The sequence below is a fragment of the Roseibium salinum genome (assembly GCF_026240905.1).
GTDB classification, from domain to species: Bacteria; Pseudomonadota; Alphaproteobacteria; order Rhizobiales; family Stappiaceae; genus Roseibium; species Roseibium salinum.
In genome coordinates, this window is sequence record NZ_JAPEVI010000001.1 from 320,038 (window position 1) to 339,551 (window position 19,514).

Here is a 19,514-nt window from a genome sequence, read left to right on the forward strand (position 1 = left end):
GCTCACATCCCGATAAGGCGGCGCCGAAGCGGCGCGTTATCCAATAATTCCCGGGCGGATCCTTCGTGCTCGATCCGTCCGCGGTCCATCACATAGACCCGGTCGGAAACCTCCAGCGCCGCAAGCGCATTCTGCTCGACGATGAGGCAGGAGATGCCTTCGCCCTTCAGCCGCCGTATGGTGCGCATGACGTCCTGGACGATCTTCGGAGCCAGGCCCTGGCTGGGTTCATCGAAGAGAACCAGACCCGGTGCGCCAAGCAGCGCCCGGCTGATGGAGACCATCTGCAGTTCGCCGCCCGACATGTTCTCGCAATCGCGGACCATGAGGTGATCCAGGGCGGGAAATATCTCCACCATTTCGTCGACCGACCAGGATCTGAACCGGGTCTTGCGGGCACCAAGGGCAAGGTTGCGCTTTCCCGACAGCGACGGAAAAATCCGGCGGTCGTCGGGAACCCAGCCTATTCCGAGCCGCGAGATCTTGTGCGTCGACAGGCGGGTTACCTCCTTCTTGTCGAAGAAAACCCTGCCGTTGCGCGGCGGCGTCAGACCCAGGATCGAGCGTATGGTCGTCGTCTTGCCCGCTCCGTTCGGCCCCAGCAGTGAAACGACTTCACCTTCGCCAACACTGATGGAGGGGCCGAACAGGGCCTGCGTTTCGCCATAGAAAGTCTCGATGGACTGGACATCCAGCATTGCGTTGGCACATTCCGGCATCACGCCACCTCCCCGAGGGCGGATCTGGCGACCCATTTGTTCTGTTGCAGGTTCTGGGGCGTGTCCTCCGCAATCACCTGTCCCCAGTGAATGACCGAGATGGTGTCGGCCAGGTCGAACAGGAAGCGCATGTCGTGTTCGATAAGGACGATCGTGTAGTCCTTGCGAATGCGCCTGATGAGGTCGGCGAGGTTCCTGGTGGCTTCCGTTCCCAAGCCCGACGTGGGCTCGTCCAGAAAGACCAGGCGTGGCCTGGCCGCCAGCGCCACCGCAATCTCCAGGGCCCGGCGCTCGCCATAGGGCAGAGAATCCGCCTTGTCCCAGGCCCGGTGGGCCAGGCCCACCTGTTCCAGCACCTCCAATGCCGCGCCGACGATCCGCCGATCCTCGAACAGGTCGCCGACAACATCGAATGCCCGCTCGCGAAACTCGGGGAGTGCCAGGGCCACGTTCTCGAGGACGACGGTGTCGTCGAACAGGTTCATGATCTGGAAGCTGCGGGAAATGCCCATCCGTGCGATCTGGTAGGGCTTCTTGCCGGTGATGTCCTGCCCGTCGAAAACGATCTTGCCGCCGTCGGGCGCATGGTGACCCGTGAGCACATGAAAGCACGTGGTCTTGCCGGCTCCATTGGGTCCCATGATGCCGTGAACCGTTCCCTGCTCGACCGACAACGATATGTTTTCCAGCACCACCCGTGCGCCGAAGCGTTTTCGCAAGCCATTTGCCTCGAAGAATGCCATTCCTCAGACCTCCTTCGTCTTCGGCGCTTCCGAGCGCGTTGCCGCTTCGTGGCCGAGTTGTCGCCGCACGACATGGATCAGACCGGCCAGTCCTTCCGGCCGGGTCATGACCATCAGCATGAACATCAGGCCGAACCAGAGCAGCCATGTTTCCGTGATGCCGCCGATGAAGTCCCTTGCGAGAAAGTAGAGGACGACGCCGAGGACCGGACCCCAGAAGCTGACGAGCCCGCCGCCGACCAGAACCATCATTACGATCAGGCCGGACTGGTGCAGGCTCATGACGTCCGGATAGGCGCTCTCCTGCGCCATCGCGAACAGTCCCCCCGCAAGTCCGGCAAAGGCGGCCGAAAGCACGAATGTGAGCCATTTTATGAGCCAGACATTGTAGCCGACGAAACGGGCGCGGGTCTCATTCTGCCGGATTGCCTGCAGAACCCGCCCGAACGGCGCATTGACGAGGCGCCAGAGCGCAAGCACCGACACGGCAACCACCACGGCCACGAACCAGTAGAGGGCGCGGTTGTCATCGAGTGGAATGGATACGAAACCAAGGGAGAGGTCAGGCCGGGGAATCCCCAAGAGGCCATCCTCGCCGCCGGTCAGCCAATGCAGCTTGATGGCGCAGAACCAGAAGACCTGACCGAAAGCAATCGACATCAGCGCAAAATAGATCCCGCGCCGATGGGAGACAAACGCGGCCACAATGGCGCCTGCCACGGCTGCCGCGAGAATTGCTGCCAGCAGTCCGCCCCAGAGGTTTACGGCAACGCCCTGCTGAAACAGGCCAAAGGCATATGCGCCGACGCCGAGATAGGCGCCATGCCCGAAGCTGTGGAGGCCGATATAGCCGAAGAGCAGGTTGAACCCCATGGCGAACAGGATCCAGATCGCGACCTCGATCCCCAGGTATTGATAAAGGCCGACCGACTCCAGCCAGAAGGGCGCCGTGGCGAGAGCCGCCAGAAAGAGCCCCATCCCCAGTGTGACGGGGGTCCCGCCATGGGCAGGGATATCGGAAAGGGAAATCATCGTATCAGTTCTCCAGCGCGCTCTTGCGGCCCATGAGGCCCCGGGCGCGGAACGTGACCACTGCGATCAGGAGCAGGTACATCGACAGCATTGACCATGCCGGTGCATAGGCGCCGGTAATCCCGACTGCGAGGCCGACCAGCGCAGCTGCGATCACCGCACCCCAGAAACTGCCCACGCCGCCGAGGACGATGATCAGGAAGGCCGGGATGATGACATCGACGCCGATATGCGGCCGCAATCCCCAGATCGGCGCCATGACGACCCCGGCGAGGCCGGCCAATGCTGCTCCGAGGCCGAAGACCAGCAGGCGCAGCCGGCTGAGGTCATAGCCGAGGGCCCGTACCATTTCGCTGTCATGGCTGCCGGCCTTGATGATGGCGCCGTAGGGGGTCTTCTCCAGAAAGAGCCACACGCACACGATCGACAGCGCGGCGAAGCCGGCGGCGAAAAACTTGTATTTCGAGAAAATCATGCCGCCGGCGAGAAAAGCGCCGTTGATGAGTTGCGGCACCGTCAGGCTCTGCTCGCCGGTCCCCCAGGATATGCGGATCAGTTCCTCGATGACGAGGGCCGCGCCAAAGGTCAGCAGCAGACCGTAAAGCGGGGCTTTCCCGTAGGTCCGGCGCACGCACAATTCCAGCACCATGCCGGCCGCGGCAGCGCAAAGAGGGCCGAATATCAGGGCCGAGGCATATCGCATCCCGACGGGAAGCGACGCCCACCAGATGCCGAACTCGCTCGCGCCAAACCAGTCCCCGCCGATCCAGGCCATCGCGAAATAGGCGCCGAGCGCGAACAGGGAACCATGGGCGAGATTGATGATTTCCATCACCCCGACGATCAGCGTGAAGCCCAGGGCGATCATGGCGAACAGTAGCCCCAGCGTGAGGCCGTTGACGATGTGTGGAAGAAGAAGGTCCATTTCAGTCTCAAAGCCGAGCACGAGGGGAATGCGACCGAGCCGCTGGCCGGCCCGGTCGCGCAGAGGTGCCGATTGGTCAGGCGTCGAAAGCGGGCGTGTCTTCGTAGCTTTCGAGCTTGCAGGCCTCGAGGCTTCCCTCATCACGGACGTCGTTCGGATCTGACTGCGTCAGTATCCTGAACATGTCGTTTTCATCCCTCGGCTCATCATTGGCCGTTGCCAGGTAGATTGTCTGCTGGACCTGGTGGGTATTCGGGTCGATCACCGCAACGTGGTGCTGCATCCGCTCTTCGGCGGACATGACGTGCCCTTCGAGTTGCTTGATGACGGCGATATTGTTGGTCGAATCCGCCCGCTCGATCGCGTTCAGCAGTTCGCGGGTGGCCATATAGCCGTTGTAGAACACGTTGCCCGGCACACGCATCGACGTGTCCGGATACATGGCCTGATACCGGTCGACGAACTCCTTCACGCCGGGCAGATCCAGTCCGTAGTACCAGGTGGTGCCGAACACGCCGAACAGGTTGTCGAGCGGCAGTCCGTAGACATCCGGCCAGTCCTGCTGGTTATTGATCCAGGCGGGCTTTGACCCCATGCCGAGCTGGGCAACCTGCTGGCGCATTGCAATCTGGTCATCCCCGCCAACCGCCGCCGCAACAATGTCGGGGTTGATCTGCTGGATCTTGAGCAGAGCCGCGGAAAAGTCCCGCGTGCCCTGCGGGATCAGGATTTCCTCGACCACGGTTCCACCGTGCTGGTCGACAAGGGCGCGGGTGGACTTTGCGGTGTCGTGCCCCCAGACATAGTCATTGGTCAGCAGCACGACCTTTTCGCCATATGTCGATATCGCGTTCCGGACCGCAGCCTTCGAGAAGTTGGTGCCGTTGCCGTCCCAGACGAATTTCACACGGTGACAATTCTGCCCGCTTTCCGTCGGCGAAGACGAGTTGGTGTTCATGTAGATGACGCCATAGCGCTGGGCCACCTGACTGACGGCGTTGGCAACGCCCGAGCTGACAGCCCCGATCAGGAACCCGCACTCTTCACGGCTGATCAGCCGCTCGGCGACCCGCGAGCCGGTGGCCGGTGTGGTTTCGGTGTCGATATGCATGAACTCGATTTTCCGGCCGAGCGCCCCGCCACGCGCGTTGGCCTCCTCGATCGCCATCAGCATCCCCCTGCGATCGGAGGCCCCGGAATTCGCGTATTGGCCGGAAGCGTCCGACGTGATGCCGATGCGGATCGGTTTATCCGTTGACTGCGCCCAGACACGATTGTGTTTCCAAGGTCCTGCAAACGTCGCGACACCGCCAACGGCAGCGCCGCCAAGCAGCCCGCGGCGGGTTATTTTCGAATTTGACATGCCATCCTCCCTGAAAGCGGTCCTGGTGACAGGACCCTTGAAGCGCTCAGAGCCTCTCCTCCAGGCCGATTGAACGCTGTGTTCATACGATAGAAAATTTATTCAATTCGCGTCAATGAAAATTTCTTCACAAAAATAGAAAATATGTTATTCGGTGGTTCATGATCGACGACACACCACAATCCGCGCCTGCGCATCCGGCGACCTTTGACGCATTGCGGCAGGATATTCGCGACAGATTTCAGGGGCTTAGCCCTCATTTGCAGCGCATCGCGCGTGCCTCGCTCGAGGAGCCGAACATGATTGCGCTCAACACGACGCAGGCGATCGCCGGTCAGCTCGGCGTTCAACCGTCAACGCTCATCAGGTTTTCCAAGGAGTTTGGCTTCGCGGGATTTTCAGACCTGCAGAAGGTCTACAGGCAGCGCCTGATCGAAGGCGAGGCAGCCGTCAGAGACCGGGTCAGCGTCAGCGCCACAGACACGGCTCCCGATGTCGAGCAACTGCTCACCTCCGCTCTCGAGGCGCAACGAGGCGCCCTGGACAGCCTGGAGAAAACGTTTGACCGAAGCTCGCTGGAACAGGCTGTGCGTATCCTTCGCTCGGCCCGTCATATCTATATTGCCGGACTTCGGCGTTCGCGCCCGATCGCGGATTACCTGCATTATGGTTTCCTGAGGAGCGAACGGGCGTGTTCGCTTCTGGATTTCGCAGGGGGCATGGCGGCGCCGCAGATCGCAACCATGGAGCGCGAGGACGTCCTCATTGCGATAGCCTTCCCGCCCTACTCGAACCCGGTCGTGGACGCCGTGATGGACGCCCATGTTTCCGGAAAAGTCGTCCTGGCAATAACCGACAGTGCCGACAGTCCGCTAAGCCGTTACAGCAACACCGCACTCTTGCTTGAAGCCGACGCCACAAGCCGGCTGCAACCAATCGGAGCAGCGATCACCCTGGCGCAAATTCTCATCATGGCGGTGACATAAGCGGGGCCGGGAGCCGGCGACAGCGCCGCTCGCCGCTTCTTCAACCGTGGCTGCCCTGGTGGACGGGCCGGTTTCTCTCAACGCTGTCGACAGGCGCTTCTTGCGCGGTTGTGTCATTTGAACACTGCTTGAGGCGCTCGATCAGCCAGCGGCCCGCGGGTCCTGGAGGCGCGGCGAGCGGGTAGACCGCGGAAATCGTCAGCTGGAGGCCACCCGGCGGCATATCCTGGATCGGAAGTTCGACCAGCCGTCCCTCGGCAATATCATCCGCGACCGTGTGAAGCGGCATGCCGCCCCATCCCAGACCGCTGAGCAGAAAGGCGTGCTTGGCAAAAAGGTCCCCCAGCCGCCAGGTAGAGGGCGACATGACGCCGAAATCGCGGCCGGCCGAGAGATCCGATCGATCGGTGAGCACCAGTTGAACGTGTTGTGCCAGCTCATCGCGAGGAATAACGCCGCCATAACGCGTCAGTGGATGGTCGGCTGCGGCAACCATGATGAAGCTGACGCTGGTGACCCTTTCAGCCACAAGGCCGGCGGGCAGCGTCGGCAGGGACCCGACCAGGGCGAAGCTTGCGCGGCCATCCAACACGGGCTGCACCGCGCCGCCAAGCGCTTCAACATAAAGCCGCAACGGCGTGGCGGGAAATTGAGCGCGAAACGCGTGCGCCACCTCGGCAATGGCCGTTATCGGGAAAAAGACGTCGATCACCGCCGCCAGCTCCGCTTCCAGTCCGCCGGATATGCCCTTCGCGCGCGCCTTCATGCTGTCGACGCTCGCAACGATCGCGCGCGCATCGGCAAGCAGGACGCCGCCCTCTGTCGTCAGCTGCGGGTATCTGGCGCTCCGGTCGAACAGTCTGACCGCAAGCTGGGCCTCGAGATTGGCCATGGTTTCGCTGACGGCGGACTGCGTCCGATTCAGCCGGCGTGCCGCCGCGGAAAAGCTTCCTTCATCAGCCGCAGCAACGAACATGCGCAACTGGTCAAGTGATACACCGTCCAGCATGTTTCCCCCTTACGATCGGACGGGCCGATAGAGATTACAATAAAACACAGGTCATCCCGATCTATACGGGCACAGCACTGGTCCGGCAATCTATCCCGTAGAGAACGTGGACAGCGGGTATCTCCGCCAGCGAGGGCCTTCCTCTTGATCATATATCGGACAATCCGATGGATAGCATCATAATATACCGGCTTTTCCGTCATGCTTGGAGATGGCACTTACCAACCATGTTCAACGCAATCAGGAACTTCCTGTCCCGCACTGATAAAGCCCCCGCGAGAGGGCGGCCGGAGGATCAACCCGTGACGACCATTCTGCACATCGATTCCAGCATTCTTGGCGGCCATTCGGTCAGCCGGACGCTCACCGCCGAAATCGTGGCCCGGCAGCAGGCACTCCACCCCGGGGCGCATGTCATACGCAGGGATCTCGTCGACGATGCTGCCATGCATCTGTCGGATGATCACATCTCCGTTTTCCAGGGCGGGGAAGTCGGCGATGCCGCGCTCGGCCAGGACCTTGCCACCGGTGCCGCCTATATCGACGATCTGTTTGCCGCCGACATCATCGTCATCGGCGCGCCGATGTACAATTTCACCATCCCGACGCAGCTGAAGGGCTGGGTGGACCGTGTCTGTGTCGCCGGTCGCACGTTCCAGTACGGGGCGAACGGCCCCGAGGGGCTGGTGAAAGGCAAGAAGGTCTTCGTTGCTTCGGCCCGCGGCGGCATTTACACCGGCGACAGCCCCTCGGCAAACCTCGATCACCAGGAAAGCTACCTGCTCGGCGTGCTCGCCTTCATCGGCCTGACCGATGTCACGGTGATCCGTGCGGAGGGCCTTGCCCTCGGCGACGAGGTCAAGGCAGCGGCCGTTGCCGGGGCCAAGGAGCAGATCGAAAGGCTGGCGGCCTGATCTGCCGCGTTCACGACGCAAGCACTCGGCGACGCGCTGGAGGTCAGCGCAGTCGCCGAAATGCTGATTGCGGCCGAACGGCGGAAGAGATCAGCAATGGCTGGTAAGGACCCATGAAACTGGCCCTTGGACGGACGGTCTGCGTTCAGAAGAAGTCGGGATGGTGCGCCATGATCTGGTCGACGGCCGCAAGCGTGCCCGAAAGGTGTTCCCGGACCGCCTTTTCCGCCGCGGCCGCATCGCCGGCCTCGATCGCGTTCACGATTTCGTCGTGATAATGCATGATGTTTGCCGGCTTGCCAGGATCCGGCAGGTTGAGGTTGCGCAACCGGTCGATGTGGCCCGACCGGGAGTCGATCAGCCTCCAGAGGTTGGCGACCCCCGCCCCCTCGCACAGCGCATGGTGGAAGAGCTTGTCGAGCCGGGCGAAACGGCCGAGGTCTTCGGCGTCCAGCGCCTCCTTCTGCATCGTGAGCACCTTTCGCGCGGTTTCCAGCCCGTCCCTGCCGGCATCCCGTGCGAGGCGCCGTGCAACCTCGACTTCCACTGACAGGCGCAGGAACTGCGTTTCGCGCGCCTGATCGACGTCGATTTTCGAAACCACGGTCTTGGACTGGGGATAGATCGAGAGGAGACCTTCCTCCTCGAGCTTCATCATCGCATCGCGGACGGGGGTCTGGCTGACGCCGTAATATTCGGCGATGTCCATCCTCGCAAGACCCTCTCCGGGGGCCAGTTCGAGCGAGACGATCCTTTCGCGCAAGGCATCATGGATCTGTTGACTGGCCGAAATCCGCTTTATGCGGGGCGGCTGCGCGCTGCCGACGATCTCGCGATCGTCATGGACCAGCAGATTGCTTTTCCTGTTCATACCCCTGCCTCCCTGCGGCGCATCTCTCGCTAACGTCTGCGCCGACCATACATCGGACTTGTCACTTCCAAACTAATATATTAGTGTATTAGTCATACGGAAAGAGGATCCGTTCGATTTTGACAGGAGGAAACCATGAAATTCACTGCGACCGCGGTGCTCGTAGCATCGATCTCGACACTGGCGACCGTCGCCGGCGCGGAGACACTCACCATCCAGACCTCGTTCAACTCCGGCGACTTTTCGACCCAGTACCTGACGGAGAACTGGCTGCCGAAGATCGAGGAAATGACCGACGGCCGGATTTCGATCACGCTGACCGCCAACGGGTCGGTTGTTCCGGCGCGTGAGACGCCTGAAGCGGTTGCCGCCGGCGTACTCGACGGTGACTTCACCTCCGTGAACTATTTCTCCGGTCTCGAGCCGGCATACGCGATCATGGGCGATCTGATTTCCGGTTATGACACACCCGAACAGATGCTCGGCTTCTGCAAGGACGGCGGCGGCGAGGCCGTTATGCAAAAGGCGGCCGATTCGATTACCGGCGGCGAGGTCCATGTCGTTGCTTGCGGCCCTTATTCGCGCGAAGCGCTTCCGGCGCGCGTGCCGATCCGCACTTTCGAGGACCTTGAAGGCAAGAAGATCCGGTCGCCGGAAGGTCTTGCGGCCGCGGTGTTCCAGGCCGCCGGCGCATCGCCGGTTTCCATTCCGTTTTCCGAGGTGTTCGGCGCTCTGGAAAAGGGCATCGTCGATGCGGCCGACGCATCGGCCTACGTGAACAACGATGCCACCGGCCTTCACGATGTTGCGCCCTACCCGCTCTACCCGGGCATCCACTCCATGCCGTCGATGCAGTTCACCATCAACAAGGAAAAATGGGATGCGCTGTCGGAAGCGGACCGGACGGCCCTGCGCGACTGGTGGTACGAGGCAATGTACGCCATGGTCGCCGAAGTTTCCAAAAAGGACAAGGAGCTGGCCGAGAGGGATGCTGCCGGCGAAAAGGTCACGGTGATCGACTGGGCCCAGGAGGATCGCGATCAGCTCCGCGAAGTCGCCCGCTCGCAGTGGGAGGTCTTTGCCCAGAAGTCGGAACTTGCCCAGGAAGCGCTCGAAGCCAACATCAAGTACATGACCGAGATCGGTCTCTTCAAGAACTAGGGTGCGGCCCCGTCAGGATTGAACGCACCGGCGTCAAGACGGCAGGAAGCGGCGAGGAAAGATCCGCAGGTCGATGCCGGTGCATCGGCCAGGGGATTTGACGCTGCCGCTCGCAGCCGTCTTGCGTCCGCCAGATCGGCCAGTGCGTTCAATTTCATCATTCCGTACCGAGGCCGCCCGCGTCTAGCGGTCGGCTCCTGTTTCATTTTCGTTGGAGGGTTTCCATGAACCGCTTCCTTGCCCGCTACGCCAATGTGATGGATGGCATCAGCGTCTTTATCGGCCAGGGCTGTTCCATGCTGCTTTTCGCCTGCATCGCCGTCTCGGCCTTCGAGGTGGTGATGCGCTACGGGTTCGACAGCCCGACCGTCTGGTCGACCGAACTGGCCATGACGCTGTGCGCGAGCGCCTGGGTGCTGTCCGTCGGATACGTCGTCGAGCGTAACCGCCATATCTCGATCACGATGATCCAGATGCTTGTCAGCCCGAAAGTCTGGCGTTTGCTGCGCTTGATCCAGATGCTGATCGCAGTGGGAGCCATCTTCATCCTGACGCTCGCCCTGTGGGATCCGGCAATCAAGGCGCTCCAGCGAATGGAGACATCCGGCACTGCCCTCAATTCCATCCAGCCTACCTATCTGAAAGTCCTGCTCGTGGTCGGCTGCATTCTCTATCTCTTCCAACTCGCGGCGAACGTGATCCGCTGGGTGCACAACACCGAGGAGCGTCTGCCGATGGGCATTGAGCTGATCACCCTGCTGATCGTCGTATCGCTTCTGGCCCTGATGGCGCTCGGTGTTCCGCTCGGGATCACGACACTCACGGTCTCGCTTGCCACCGCCATCCTGTATTTCGGCGAACGCGCCGGCTTCTTCGTCGTCGCCGCCAATGTCGGCGAGGTGCTGCACAAATACGAGCTGATCGCCGTCCCGTTCTTCGTCTTCATGGCGAATGTGCTGGAGAGGTCCGGCATCGCGCGGTCCCTGTTCGATTCCATGGCCATCATGGGAGGCCGGTTCCGCGGCTCGGTTGCCGTGCAGACCTGCGTGGTCGCCGTCGTCCTTGCCGCCATGTCCGGAATCATGGGCGGCGAGATCGTGATGCTCGGTCTGATCGCGCTGCCGCAGATGCTGCGACTGGGCTACGATCGCAAGCTCTCGATCGGGATTATCTGTGCCGCGGGCGCGCTTGCCACGCTGATCCCGCCGTCCGTCGTCCTGATCATCTACGGGCTCGCCGCCCAGGTCTCGATCACCAAGCTCTTCGCGGCATCGGCCGTGCCGGGCCTGCTGCTCGCCTCGCTTTTCATCACTTACATCCTGATCCGTGTTCGCATGAATCCTGCACTTGCGCCGATTTACGACATTCCGGAGACCGGGCTGCCTTTCTTCAAACGCCTGAAGTTCCTGAAAGGGGTGATCCTGCCCGGTGCCCTGATTGCCGGCGTCCTCGGTGTCATCTATAGCGGCGTTGCCACCGTTACGGAGGCGGCCGCCCTCGGCGCTGTTGGCGCGATCGTCGTTGCCGGCATGCGCAAGGAGTTGACCTGGACGATGGCGCGGGACGCGATGCGGCAGACCGTGCTGACGGTCGGCTCGATCATCTGGCTGGTGCTCGGCGCCGTCTCCCTGATCGGCATATATAACCGGATCGGCGGCGGGGAGTTCCTTCGCGGCCTGCTGACCGCGCTGGACATCGCTCCGATCTGGGTCATTGTGGTGATGATGCTGATCGTCATGGTGCTCGGTACCTTCCTGGAGTGGATCGCGATCATCTTCATCACGGTGCCGATCTTTGCGCCGGTCGTCGTCGATCTGGGCTTCGACCCGATCTGGTTCGGCGTTCTCTTTGCGATGAACATCCAGATCTACTACCTGTCACCGCCGTTCGGTCCGGCCTGCTTCTTCCTGAAATCCGTTGCCCCGAAAGGCGTAGAACTGCAGGAAATATTCAGGGCCGTTCTCCCGTTCATCGGGTTGCAGGCGATCGGGCTGTTCCTGGTGCTGTTCTTTCCGGAGCTCGCGCTCTGGCTGCCCTCGATGCTTGACTGAGGAGAATTCGATGGAAAGCGACCGAGACAATCTCACTCATCAGGACGAAGCTCTTCCGGCGAGCGAATTCGAGCAGGAGGAGGAGCGCGATCGGCATCACTTCGGCAACTGGCCGGAAGCGGCCGGTCTCGCCTTCACCATTCTGGTCACCTGGCTCGTTTTTGCATTCACAGGGTAAGTCAATGAAAAGAAAAGAAGCGAAGGATCTGCGCTCCGCGCGCTGGTACGCACCCGACGATCTTCGCAGCTTCGGCCACCGCTCACGTATGATGCAGCTCGGCTACGCCGAGGAGGATTTCCGCGATCGGCCCGTCATCGGCGTCCTCAGCACATGGTCCGAACTCAATACCTGCCATTCGCATTTCCCCGAGCGGGTCCAGGACGTAAAACGTGGTGTGACCCAGGCCGGCGGCCTTCCCGTCGAGATGCCGGCACTGTCGGTCGATGAGAGTTTCACCAAGCCGACGTCGATGCTCTATCGCAACATGCTCGCCATGGAGACGGAGGAGATGATCCGCTCCCATCCGCTCGACGGGGTCGTGCTGATGGGCGGCTGTGACAAGACGACCCCCGGCCTGGTCATGGGCGCAATCTCGGCCGGCGTGCCGATGATTTACCTCCCGGCCGGGCCGATGCTGCGCGGCAATTACGCCGGCAAGACCCTCGGCTCCGGCTCGGACGCGTGGAAATACTGGGACGAGCGGCGCGCCGGCAACATCTCCGACGAGGAGTGGAACGGCATCCAGGCGGGCATCGCGCGCTCGGCCGGCACCTGCATGACGATGGGCACTGCCTCCACCATGACGGCGATCGCCGAGGCGCTCGGACTGTCCCTGCCGGGGGCGTCGTCCATCCCGGCTGTGGATTCGGGCCACAAGCGCATGGGCACCGATTGCGGCCGGCGGATCGTCGACATGGTGTGGGAGGACCTGACGCCCGACCGGATCCTGACGGCGCCGGCCTGCCGCAACGCCGCCGTCGTCGCGATGGCGACCGGCTGCTCCACCAATGCCGTCGTGCACCTGATCGCCATGGCGCGCCGCGCCGGCGTCGCTCTCGGTCTCGACGATCTCGACGCGTTGGGGCGGACGACGCCATTGATCGCCAACGTCCGACCGGCCGGCAATGAGTATCTGATGGAGGATTTCTATTACGCCGGCGGCCTGAGGGCGCTGATGGCACGGATCGATGACCGGCTCGATCTGTCCGCCATGACCGTGACGGGGAAATCCGTGGGCGAGAATATCGAGGGCGCGCAGGTCTTTAACGACGATGTCATCCGGCCGCTCTCCAACCCGGTCTACCACGAAGGATCGCTTGCGGTCCTGCGCGGCAATCTCTGCCCGGACGGCGCGATCATCAAGCCGGCGGCCTGCGATCCGAAGTTTCAGGTGCATCAAGGTCCGGCGCTGGTCTTCGACAGCTATCCGGAAATGAAGGCCGCGATCGACGACGAGGATCTCGACGTGAGCCCGGACCACGTGCTGGTCTTGCGCAACGCCGGTCCCCAGGGCGGTCCCGGCTTTCCAGAATGGGGCATGCTGCCGATCCCCAGGGCACTGATACGAAAGGGCCACCGGGACATGCTGCGCATATCGGATGCGCGCATGTCGGGGACGTCCTACGGTGCCTGCGTCCTGCACGTCGCGCCTGAAAGCTATGTCGGCGGTCCACTGGCGCTTTTGAGGACCGGCGACACCGTACGTCTCGATCTGCCGAACCGCACGCTCGACATGCTGGTGGATGCCGACGAGATCGAGCGGCGCAGGGCGGCATGGGTAGCGCCCAAGCCGCGCTACGAGCGCGGCTATGGCTACCTGTTCCAGCGCCATGTCACGCAGGCCGACAAGGGCTGTGATTTCGATTTCCTGCAATCAGACTTCGGCCGCACCGCGGGCGAACCCGATATTTATTGAGGACATGATGAGCGACTACATTCTTTCCGACGAGACACGGGCCAGGCTCAAGCGGATCTCCACGGCCTCGATCGCGACCCAGCTCTACAAGCGCGGTCTGCGTAATCAGTTCATTCAGGGCGTGGTGCCGGTGTCGCCCAAAGCCGAAAACATGGTCGGCCAGGCCTTCACGCTCCGTTACATTCCCGCGCGCGAGGACCGCAATCCGCTCGAGGTCTTCCGCAATGCCGACCATCCCCAGCGGGTCGCCATCGAGACCTGCCCGCCCGGCCATGTGCTTGTCATGGATGCCCGCAAGGACGCCCGCGCGGCGACGGCAGGCTCCATCCTGATCACGCGCCTGGCGCTGCGCGGCGCGGCGGGCGTCGTGTCGGATGGCGGTTTCCGCGATGCAGAAGGCATCGGCGCGCTCGACATGCCGGCCTATTTCGCCAAGCCGTCCGCGCCGACGAACCTGACCCTGCACGAGGCGCTCGACATCAACGTGCCGATCGCCTGCGGCGACGCACCCGTCTTTCCAGGCGATGTCATGGTCGGCGACCGTGACGGCGTGATGGTGATCCCCGCTCATCTGGCCGACGAGATCGCGGAAGTCTGTGCCGGCATGGAGAGCTTCGAGGATTTCGTGCTCGAGGAAGTGAAAGCCGGTGCCCCGATCATCGGCCTCTATCCCTGCACGAAGGAGGAGAACCAGAAGAAGTTCGAGGACTGGCGCAAGAAGACCGGCCGCTAGGGATATTGCCGAATTCCGGCACGCCTCGTCCCTGAATCAAAACGTTTGACTCGCAAAAGGCGGAGTAATTACTATACTAGTGCAATTAATATTTTAGTTTGGAGATCGCAATCTTCGGATCTGGGAGGATCATATGAAGACGACAGTCAAGATGATTGGGCTATGCGCCGCCGTGCTGACACTGGGCATGGCCGCGCCTGCATTCGCGGAAACCACGCTGCGCATAGGGACGGTGCTGGCACCCAACGATCCGATGGGACAGGGCCTCGAAAAGTTCAAGGCGGAGGTCGAGGAGGCGACCAATGGCGAAGTGGTGGTTCAGGTCTTCCATAACTCGCAACTCGGCGACACGACCGAAATGATCGATCAGGCGCGCGCCGGTGCCAATGTCGGCACGGTGACAGACGTGGCCCGCCTGTCGAGCTTTGTCCCCTCGCTGGCCATCATGTCGGCGCCTTTCCTCTTCGACACATATGAACAGGCCGACAAATTCGCGCTTTCCGAGGAATATCTGGAATGGGGCGACCAGTTGAAGGAAGAGTCGGGCCTGGTGATGCTTGCCTCCAACTGGTACCAGGGCCCGCGCCATGTCCTGACCCAGAAGCCGATCTCGACGCCAGCCGATCTCAATGGCGTGCGCATGCGCACGATCGGCGCGCCGATCTGGATTGAAACCATTCGCGCCATGGGCGCCGAGCCGACTCCGATCGCATGGGGCGAGGTGTATTCGGCGCTCCAGATGGGCAACATCGACGCCGCCGAAGCGCAGCCGACGGCGATTACCGGCGCCAAACTCTTTGAAGTGATCAAGCACGTCACGAAAACCGGTCATATCCAGCTGGTGACCGCCCTCGTGGTCTCGGCCAGCGCGTGGGACGAGATCTCCGAGGAAAACCAGAAGATCGTGCGCGATCTCGCCGTCGAGAATGGCCGCCATGCCTCGCAACTGACCATCGATCTGGGCGAAAAATCTCTGGCTGACGTGGAAGCGGCGGGCGTGACCGTGTCGGATGTTGATCTGGCGCCTTTCAAGGAAGCGGTGTCGGGCGTCTACGGGTTGCTTGACCTCGAAGAGGAAGCTGCCATCGTCAACAAGGTTCTCGGACGCTAATCCCGACCCTCGGGCCGGCGCAGGCAAGCAAGGCGAGATTCATGATGTTGAGACGCGTCGAATTTTCCTGTGCCGCCCTTCTTCTTGCGGCTGTGGTGCTTCTGGTGGGCGTGGCATCGCTCGCGCGGGCAGCCGGCTCACCGATCATCTGGTCAATCGAAGTCGCACAGCTGCTGTTCCTTTGGCTGTGCATCTTCGCCATCGACCTGGCGCTGCAGGACGAGCGGCATTTCGGCATCAGCCTCCTGCTCGACAACGTCCCGCTGGTCGGGCGCAGGGCCATCGAAACGCTCAACCTCATCGTTGTGATCGGGTTGTTGCTCTATCTGATCCAGTTCGCCTGGAAGAACATGGTTCTCATGCATCCGCGGCTGGACGGCGCCTTGCAGATCCCCGGCTCCTACTTTCACGCCAGCATGGTTCTGGGTTTCGCGCTGATGATCCGGACACTGCTGGTGAGACTCGTCACGAGCCTTCGCAGGAAAGGCTGACGCCAAATGCTGCTGCTCATCGCGGTTCTGTTCGCGCTCTTTCTGTTGCTCGGGCTGCCGGTCGCCTTCGCGCTGATCCTGGCGTCCATCCCCGTTTTCGTCGTCACCGGCACCATGCCTCCGACGGTTGCGATCCAGAAGATGGTGACGGCCACGCAGAGCTTTCCGCTGCTTGCCGTGCCGTTTTTCATCTTTGCCGGCAATCTGATGAACGCCACCGGTATTACCGAGCGCCTCATTCGTTTCGCCCGTCTCCTCACCGGCTGGCTCGCCGGCGGACTGGGCCAGGTCTCCATCGTTCTCAGCCTGATGATGGGCGGCATCTCGGGGTCGGCCGTTGCGGACGCCTCCATGGAGGCCCGCCTGCTCGGGCCGTCGATGATCGCCAAGGGCGGCTATTCCAAATCGGCTGCCGCCGCCGTTCTGGCCTTCGGTTCGATCATAACGGCGACCATTCCGCCCAGCATCGGGCTGATCCTGTTCGGTTTCATAAACGAGGTCTCCATCGGCCGTCTGTTTCTTGCCGGGGTCGTCCCGGGCATCCTGCTGACGCTAACGCTGATGCTGGTCAGCTGGATTGTGGCCACGCGGAATGGCTATCTGCCGGATCTCGCAGAGCTGCCGACATCCCGGCAGCTGTGGTCCAGCTTCAAGGAGAGCATCTGGGCCCTCGCCTTTCCTGTCATACTCATCGTGGGATTCCGTTTCGGGATCTTCACGGCGACGGAGGCTGGCGCCTTTCTCGTCTTTTACGCCTTGTTCGTCGGCTTCTTCGTCTATCGCGAGTTGACGCCGGCAAAGCTGTACGATGCCGTCAAGGGTTCGGTGACCGACCTGGGCATGGTCATGCTGCTGATCATGATGGCCGCGGTTCTCGGTTACGCGGTTACCATCGAACGGGGGCCGCAGCAGGTCGCCTCTCTCGTCACGTCCCTGACCGAAGATCCTCTGTTCATACTGGTCCTAGTGTTGCTGCTCTTGCTGGTCAGCGGCATGTTTCTGGAAGGTGCCGCCAATATCCTTCTGGTGACACCCATCGTCCTGCCCGTGCTGGTGCACGCCGGTTACGACCCGATCCACATGGGGATCCTGATGGTCACGCTCATCAATATCGGCGGTCTGACACCGCCGGTCGGCGTCATCATGTTCACGGTCTGCGGCATTCTGAACGTCAAGACCGGCGCGTTTGCCAAGGCTTCGATTCCCTATTTCGTCGGGTTGCTGGTTTTTCTGGCGATCCTGATCGCCATACCGGCGCTTTCGCTTTTTCTTCCAGGCCGTCTGATGTAAACGCTTGGTATTCAGCTCCACGAGGTCGATCACGCCCATGAATGTCCGTTCCCTATCGGAAGTCTTGGTGAGGACGTCAGCCGACGGCACCGGACCTATTCACCATGGTTCGGCAGCCGGACGGGTCTATGCAAAGTTGAGGGGCCTCATCATCTCCCTGGACCTGCCGCCGGACACGGTCCTTTCGCGCGCGGACCTCGCCAGGGAGCATGAGGTCAGCCAGTCGCCGGTGCGTGAAGCCATCCAGGAACTGGAGAAGGAAGGCCTGGTGATTTCCTTCCCGCAGTCCAAGACCGTGGTCTCCAAGATCGACATCGAGCATGCGCGCGATACGCAGTTTCTTCGGCTCGGAGTGGAACTGGAAGTCGCAAGAACGCTCGCCAGCACGAGCAGTGCCGAATTGCTGCTTCCGACCTCGCGGATTCTGAGAATGCAGAAGATGGCCGGTGAGGATCAGGATATCGCCGAATTCACGGCCCTGGACCGTCTCTTCCATCTGTCCCTGTTCGAGGCGGCGGGGGTGCCGTCCTTGTGGCATCTGATCGCCGGACGGTCAGGACATATCGACCGGCTGCGCATGCTCAATTTGCCCGATCCCGGCAAGATGAGCCAGGTTCTCGCCTCGCACGAGAAAATCCTGAGCGCCATTTCCAACAGTGACCTGGCCGCCGCCGAGCAGAGCGTGCGCCATCACCTCACCGGCACCCTTGCTTCGGCGAATGCCATCAGGGATGCGCATCCCGCGTATTTTGCCAGGCAATAAAGCCCGTATCCTGCGCGGGTCGCAACTCAGGCCAGCGAATAGGTCCGCTTCTTGGACGTCTTGAGCCCGCTCGCAACGAGCGCCTCGGCCATCGTCACGCCGCAGGTGACGCCATCTATCACAGGCACCTGAAATTCCTCCGAGAGGCGCGACATCAGGTCGGTCATGCCGGCGCAACCAAGCACGATGGCTTCTGCGCCGTCTTCGGTTATGGCCGCCTCGATTTCCCTGCGTATCCTGTCGATGGTGGTTTCGTCGCCTTCCTCCAGTTTCAGTACCGGAACGTCACTGGCCCGCACCCGGCCGCATCTTCGGTCCAGGCCGTAGCGCAGCAGATTGGCCTCGAGCCCCGCGACCGACCTCGAAAGCGTCGTCACGACGCTGAACTTCGTGCTCACCATCGCGGCGGCGTGATAGGCAGCCTCGCCGATCCCGATCACCGGGACATCCACCACACAGCGGAGCGCATCGACACCGGTATCGTCGAAACACGCAACGACGACGGCGTCATAATCCCGGGCCCGGCGCACCTCGTCGAGGAGACCGGGCACGCAAAGGGCTGCATCCAGAAAGCCCTGGATGCTGGGCGGGGAGTCGGCCGGGTTGGTGGCGACGATCTGGGTATCCGGCCGGGCCACGCGACGCGCGGCCGCGGCAATCTTGGCGGTCATGGAACCGGTCGAGTTCGGATTGACGACGAGTATCCGCATGGCTCAGACCTCGCCGCCCAGATAGGCGGCCTTGATGCGCGGATCGGTCATCAATTCCTTCGAATTGCCTTCGATCACCACGTTGCCGGTGGTCAGCGCATAGGCGCGGTTCGAGATGGAAAGCGCCATGCGCGAGTTCTGCTCGACGAGAAGCACCGACACGCCTTCTTCGCGGTTGATCGAAACGATCGAACGGGCAATGTCCTGCACCAGTTTGGGCGCGATCCCGAGCGAGGGTTCGTCGAGCAGAAGCAGGCGCGGCTTTGCCATCAGCGCCCGGCCGATCACCATCATCTGCTGCTCTCCTCCCGAAAGCGTGCCCGCCGTCTGGCTGTAGCGTTCCTTCAGCCGCGGGAAGCGTTCGAGCACGCGGTCGAGCGTTTGCTGGATGTCTTTCTTGTCCGAGCGCGTGAACGCTCCCATCAGCAGGTTGTCCTTCACGCTCATATAAGGAAAGACCCTTCGCCCTTCGGGCACCATGGCGATGCCGCGGGCGACGACGTCGGCGGGGTTCGCGCCTGCGATCTCTTCGCCCTCGAAACGAATCGAACCGGTCCGCGGGCGGGCGAGCCCGGTGATCGCCCGCAGGATCGATGTCTTGCCCGCCCCGTTTGCGCCGATCAGGGCGACCGTTTCGCCCTGGTCAAGGTCGATCGAAACGCCGCGCAACGCGTAGACGTGGTCGTAGTAGAGCTCGACATCGTGAAATTCCAGCATCTTGCTCAT

At 62.0% G+C, this 19,514-nt stretch carries 20 protein-coding genes; 11 read left to right on the top strand and 9 right to left on the bottom strand.

Annotated features, from left to right (window positions below):
- Positions 1 to 2: 2 nt before the first annotated feature.
- The 5 genes from ON753_RS01385 to ON753_RS01405 form a co-directional block, all read right to left on the bottom strand.
- Positions 3 to 719 carry an ABC transporter ATP-binding protein gene (locus ON753_RS01385; RefSeq protein WP_265960761.1) on the bottom strand — a complete coding sequence of 239 codons (717 nt, stop codon included), beginning with the start codon at positions 717 to 719 and terminating at the stop codon, positions 3 to 5.
- Positions 719 to 1,462 (bottom strand): ABC transporter ATP-binding protein, encoded by a 744-nt coding sequence (locus ON753_RS01390; RefSeq protein ID WP_265960762.1) that lies wholly within the window; start codon positions 1,460 to 1,462, stop codon positions 719 to 721. The genes ON753_RS01385 and ON753_RS01390 overlap by 1 nt, the downstream gene beginning before the upstream one ends.
- A 3-nt stretch (positions 1,463 to 1,465) precedes the next feature.
- Complete coding sequence (locus tag ON753_RS01395; RefSeq protein WP_265960763.1) at positions 1,466 to 2,494, bottom strand: branched-chain amino acid ABC transporter permease; 1,029 nt, start codon at positions 2,492 to 2,494, stop codon at positions 1,466 to 1,468.
- A gap of 4 nt (positions 2,495 to 2,498) precedes the next feature.
- Positions 2,499 to 3,419 carry a branched-chain amino acid ABC transporter permease gene (locus tag ON753_RS01400; RefSeq protein WP_265960764.1) on the bottom strand — a complete coding sequence of 307 codons (921 nt, stop codon included), beginning with the start codon at positions 3,417 to 3,419 and terminating at the stop codon, positions 2,499 to 2,501.
- Positions 3,420 to 3,495: 76 nt separating this feature from the next.
- The gene (locus ON753_RS01405; RefSeq protein ID WP_265960765.1) at positions 3,496 to 4,782 is read right to left on the bottom strand and encodes an ABC transporter substrate-binding protein; all 1,287 of its coding nucleotides are present in this window, start codon (positions 4,780 to 4,782) and stop codon (positions 3,496 to 3,498) included.
- A gap of 161 nt (positions 4,783 to 4,943) precedes the next feature.
- On the opposite strand from ON753_RS01405, the gene ON753_RS01410 reads away from it, so the two are divergent.
- Positions 4,944 to 5,768, top strand: a complete 825-nt coding sequence (locus tag ON753_RS01410) for a MurR/RpiR family transcriptional regulator (protein ID WP_265960766.1) — start codon at positions 4,944 to 4,946, stop codon at positions 5,766 to 5,768.
- Positions 5,769 to 5,808: 40 nt separating this feature from the next.
- On the opposite strand, the gene ON753_RS01415 is transcribed toward ON753_RS01410, so the two are convergent.
- Entirely contained in the window at positions 5,809 to 6,777 is a 969-nt protein-coding gene (locus ON753_RS01415) for a LysR family transcriptional regulator (RefSeq protein WP_265960767.1), read from the bottom strand.
- 227 nt (positions 6,778 to 7,004) lie between these two features.
- Here ON753_RS01415 and ON753_RS01420 point away from each other — a divergent pair, with 227 nt between their 5' ends.
- Positions 7,005 to 7,691 (top strand): FMN-dependent NADH-azoreductase, encoded by a 687-nt coding sequence (locus ON753_RS01420; protein WP_265960768.1) that lies wholly within the window; start codon positions 7,005 to 7,007, stop codon positions 7,689 to 7,691.
- 145 nt (positions 7,692 to 7,836) lie between these two features.
- Here the strand turns inward: ON753_RS01420 and ON753_RS01425 are convergent, their stop codons facing one another.
- Positions 7,837 to 8,562, bottom strand: a complete 726-nt coding sequence (locus ON753_RS01425) for a GntR family transcriptional regulator (protein ID WP_265960769.1) — start codon at positions 8,560 to 8,562, stop codon at positions 7,837 to 7,839.
- 135 nt (positions 8,563 to 8,697) lie between these two features.
- On the opposite strand from ON753_RS01425, the gene dctP reads away from it, so the two are divergent.
- From dctP to ON753_RS01470, 9 genes are all read left to right on the top strand, one after another.
- The gene (gene dctP, locus ON753_RS01430; protein WP_265960770.1) at positions 8,698 to 9,723 is read left to right on the top strand and encodes a TRAP transporter substrate-binding protein DctP; all 1,026 of its coding nucleotides are present in this window, start codon (positions 8,698 to 8,700) and stop codon (positions 9,721 to 9,723) included.
- A gap of 224 nt (positions 9,724 to 9,947) precedes the next feature.
- Positions 9,948 to 11,774 carry a TRAP transporter large permease subunit gene (locus ON753_RS01435; protein ID WP_265960771.1) on the top strand — a complete coding sequence of 609 codons (1,827 nt, stop codon included), beginning with the start codon at positions 9,948 to 9,950 and terminating at the stop codon, positions 11,772 to 11,774.
- A gap of 10 nt (positions 11,775 to 11,784) precedes the next feature.
- Complete coding sequence (locus ON753_RS01440; protein WP_265960772.1) at positions 11,785 to 11,952, top strand: hypothetical protein; 168 nt, start codon at positions 11,785 to 11,787, stop codon at positions 11,950 to 11,952.
- 4 nt (positions 11,953 to 11,956) lie between these two features.
- Entirely contained in the window at positions 11,957 to 13,690 is a 1,734-nt protein-coding gene (gene araD, locus ON753_RS01445; protein WP_265960773.1) for an L-arabinonate dehydratase, read from the top strand.
- Positions 13,691 to 13,697: 7 nt separating this feature from the next.
- Positions 13,698 to 14,423: a ribonuclease activity regulator RraA gene (locus ON753_RS01450; RefSeq protein ID WP_265960774.1), complete on the top strand. Its 726-nt coding sequence runs from the start codon at positions 13,698 to 13,700 to the stop codon at positions 14,421 to 14,423.
- A gap of 133 nt (positions 14,424 to 14,556) precedes the next feature.
- Positions 14,557 to 15,534 (top strand): C4-dicarboxylate TRAP transporter substrate-binding protein, encoded by a 978-nt coding sequence (locus ON753_RS01455; RefSeq protein ID WP_265960775.1) that lies wholly within the window; start codon positions 14,557 to 14,559, stop codon positions 15,532 to 15,534.
- Between the two features lie 41 nt (positions 15,535 to 15,575).
- The gene (locus tag ON753_RS01460; protein WP_265960776.1) at positions 15,576 to 16,025 is read left to right on the top strand and encodes a TRAP transporter small permease; all 450 of its coding nucleotides are present in this window, start codon (positions 15,576 to 15,578) and stop codon (positions 16,023 to 16,025) included.
- A 6-nt stretch (positions 16,026 to 16,031) separates the two neighbouring features.
- Positions 16,032 to 17,315 (top strand): TRAP transporter large permease, encoded by a 1,284-nt coding sequence (locus ON753_RS01465; RefSeq protein WP_265960777.1) that lies wholly within the window; start codon positions 16,032 to 16,034, stop codon positions 17,313 to 17,315.
- 67 nt (positions 17,316 to 17,382) lie between these two features.
- The gene (locus ON753_RS01470) at positions 17,383 to 18,078 is read left to right on the top strand and encodes a GntR family transcriptional regulator (protein ID WP_265960778.1); all 696 of its coding nucleotides are present in this window, start codon (positions 17,383 to 17,385) and stop codon (positions 18,076 to 18,078) included.
- A gap of 26 nt (positions 18,079 to 18,104) precedes the next feature.
- Here the strand turns inward: ON753_RS01470 and ON753_RS01475 are convergent, their stop codons facing one another.
- Both ON753_RS01475 and ON753_RS01480 read right to left on the bottom strand, forming a co-directional pair.
- A complete protein-coding gene (locus tag ON753_RS01475) occupies positions 18,105 to 18,788 on the bottom strand; it encodes an aspartate/glutamate racemase family protein (protein ID WP_265960779.1) in 684 nt (227 codons plus the stop codon).
- A 3-nt stretch (positions 18,789 to 18,791) separates the two neighbouring features.
- Positions 18,792 to 19,514 carry an ABC transporter ATP-binding protein gene (locus ON753_RS01480; RefSeq protein WP_265960780.1) on the bottom strand — a complete coding sequence of 241 codons (723 nt, stop codon included), beginning with the start codon at positions 19,512 to 19,514 and terminating at the stop codon, positions 18,792 to 18,794.

Coding starts and splice junctions, on each gene's coding strand:
- ON753_RS01385 (WP_265960761.1), bottom strand. CDS start 719: ATGCCGGAATGTGCCAACGCAATGCTGGATGTCCAGTCCATCGAGACT.
- ON753_RS01390 (WP_265960762.1), bottom strand. CDS start 1,462: ATGGCATTCTTCGAGGCAAATGGCTTGCGAAAACGCTTCGGCGCACGG.
- ON753_RS01395 (WP_265960763.1), bottom strand. CDS start 2,494: ATGATTTCCCTTTCCGATATCCCTGCCCATGGCGGGACCCCCGTCACA.
- ON753_RS01400 (WP_265960764.1), bottom strand. CDS start 3,419: ATGGACCTTCTTCTTCCACACATCGTCAACGGCCTCACGCTGGGGCTA.
- ON753_RS01405 (WP_265960765.1), bottom strand. CDS start 4,782: ATGTCAAATTCGAAAATAACCCGCCGCGGGCTGCTTGGCGGCGCTGCC.
- ON753_RS01410 (WP_265960766.1), top strand. CDS start 4,944: ATGATCGACGACACACCACAATCCGCGCCTGCGCATCCGGCGACCTTT.
- ON753_RS01415 (WP_265960767.1), bottom strand. CDS start 6,777: ATGCTGGACGGTGTATCACTTGACCAGTTGCGCATGTTCGTTGCTGCG.
- ON753_RS01420 (WP_265960768.1), top strand. CDS start 7,005: ATGTTCAACGCAATCAGGAACTTCCTGTCCCGCACTGATAAAGCCCCC.
- ON753_RS01425 (WP_265960769.1), bottom strand. CDS start 8,562: ATGAACAGGAAAAGCAATCTGCTGGTCCATGACGATCGCGAGATCGTC.
- dctP (WP_265960770.1), top strand. CDS start 8,698: ATGAAATTCACTGCGACCGCGGTGCTCGTAGCATCGATCTCGACACTG.
- ON753_RS01435 (WP_265960771.1), top strand. CDS start 9,948: ATGAACCGCTTCCTTGCCCGCTACGCCAATGTGATGGATGGCATCAGC.
- ON753_RS01440 (WP_265960772.1), top strand. CDS start 11,785: ATGGAAAGCGACCGAGACAATCTCACTCATCAGGACGAAGCTCTTCCG.
- araD (WP_265960773.1), top strand. CDS start 11,957: ATGAAAAGAAAAGAAGCGAAGGATCTGCGCTCCGCGCGCTGGTACGCA.
- ON753_RS01450 (WP_265960774.1), top strand. CDS start 13,698: ATGAGCGACTACATTCTTTCCGACGAGACACGGGCCAGGCTCAAGCGG.
- ON753_RS01455 (WP_265960775.1), top strand. CDS start 14,557: ATGAAGACGACAGTCAAGATGATTGGGCTATGCGCCGCCGTGCTGACA.
- ON753_RS01460 (WP_265960776.1), top strand. CDS start 15,576: ATGATGTTGAGACGCGTCGAATTTTCCTGTGCCGCCCTTCTTCTTGCG.
- ON753_RS01465 (WP_265960777.1), top strand. CDS start 16,032: ATGCTGCTGCTCATCGCGGTTCTGTTCGCGCTCTTTCTGTTGCTCGGG.
- ON753_RS01475 (WP_265960779.1), bottom strand. CDS start 18,788: ATGCGGATACTCGTCGTCAATCCGAACTCGACCGGTTCCATGACCGCC.
- ON753_RS01480 (WP_265960780.1), bottom strand. CDS start 19,514: ATGAGCAAGATGCTGGAATTTCACGATGTCGAGCTCTACTACGACCAC.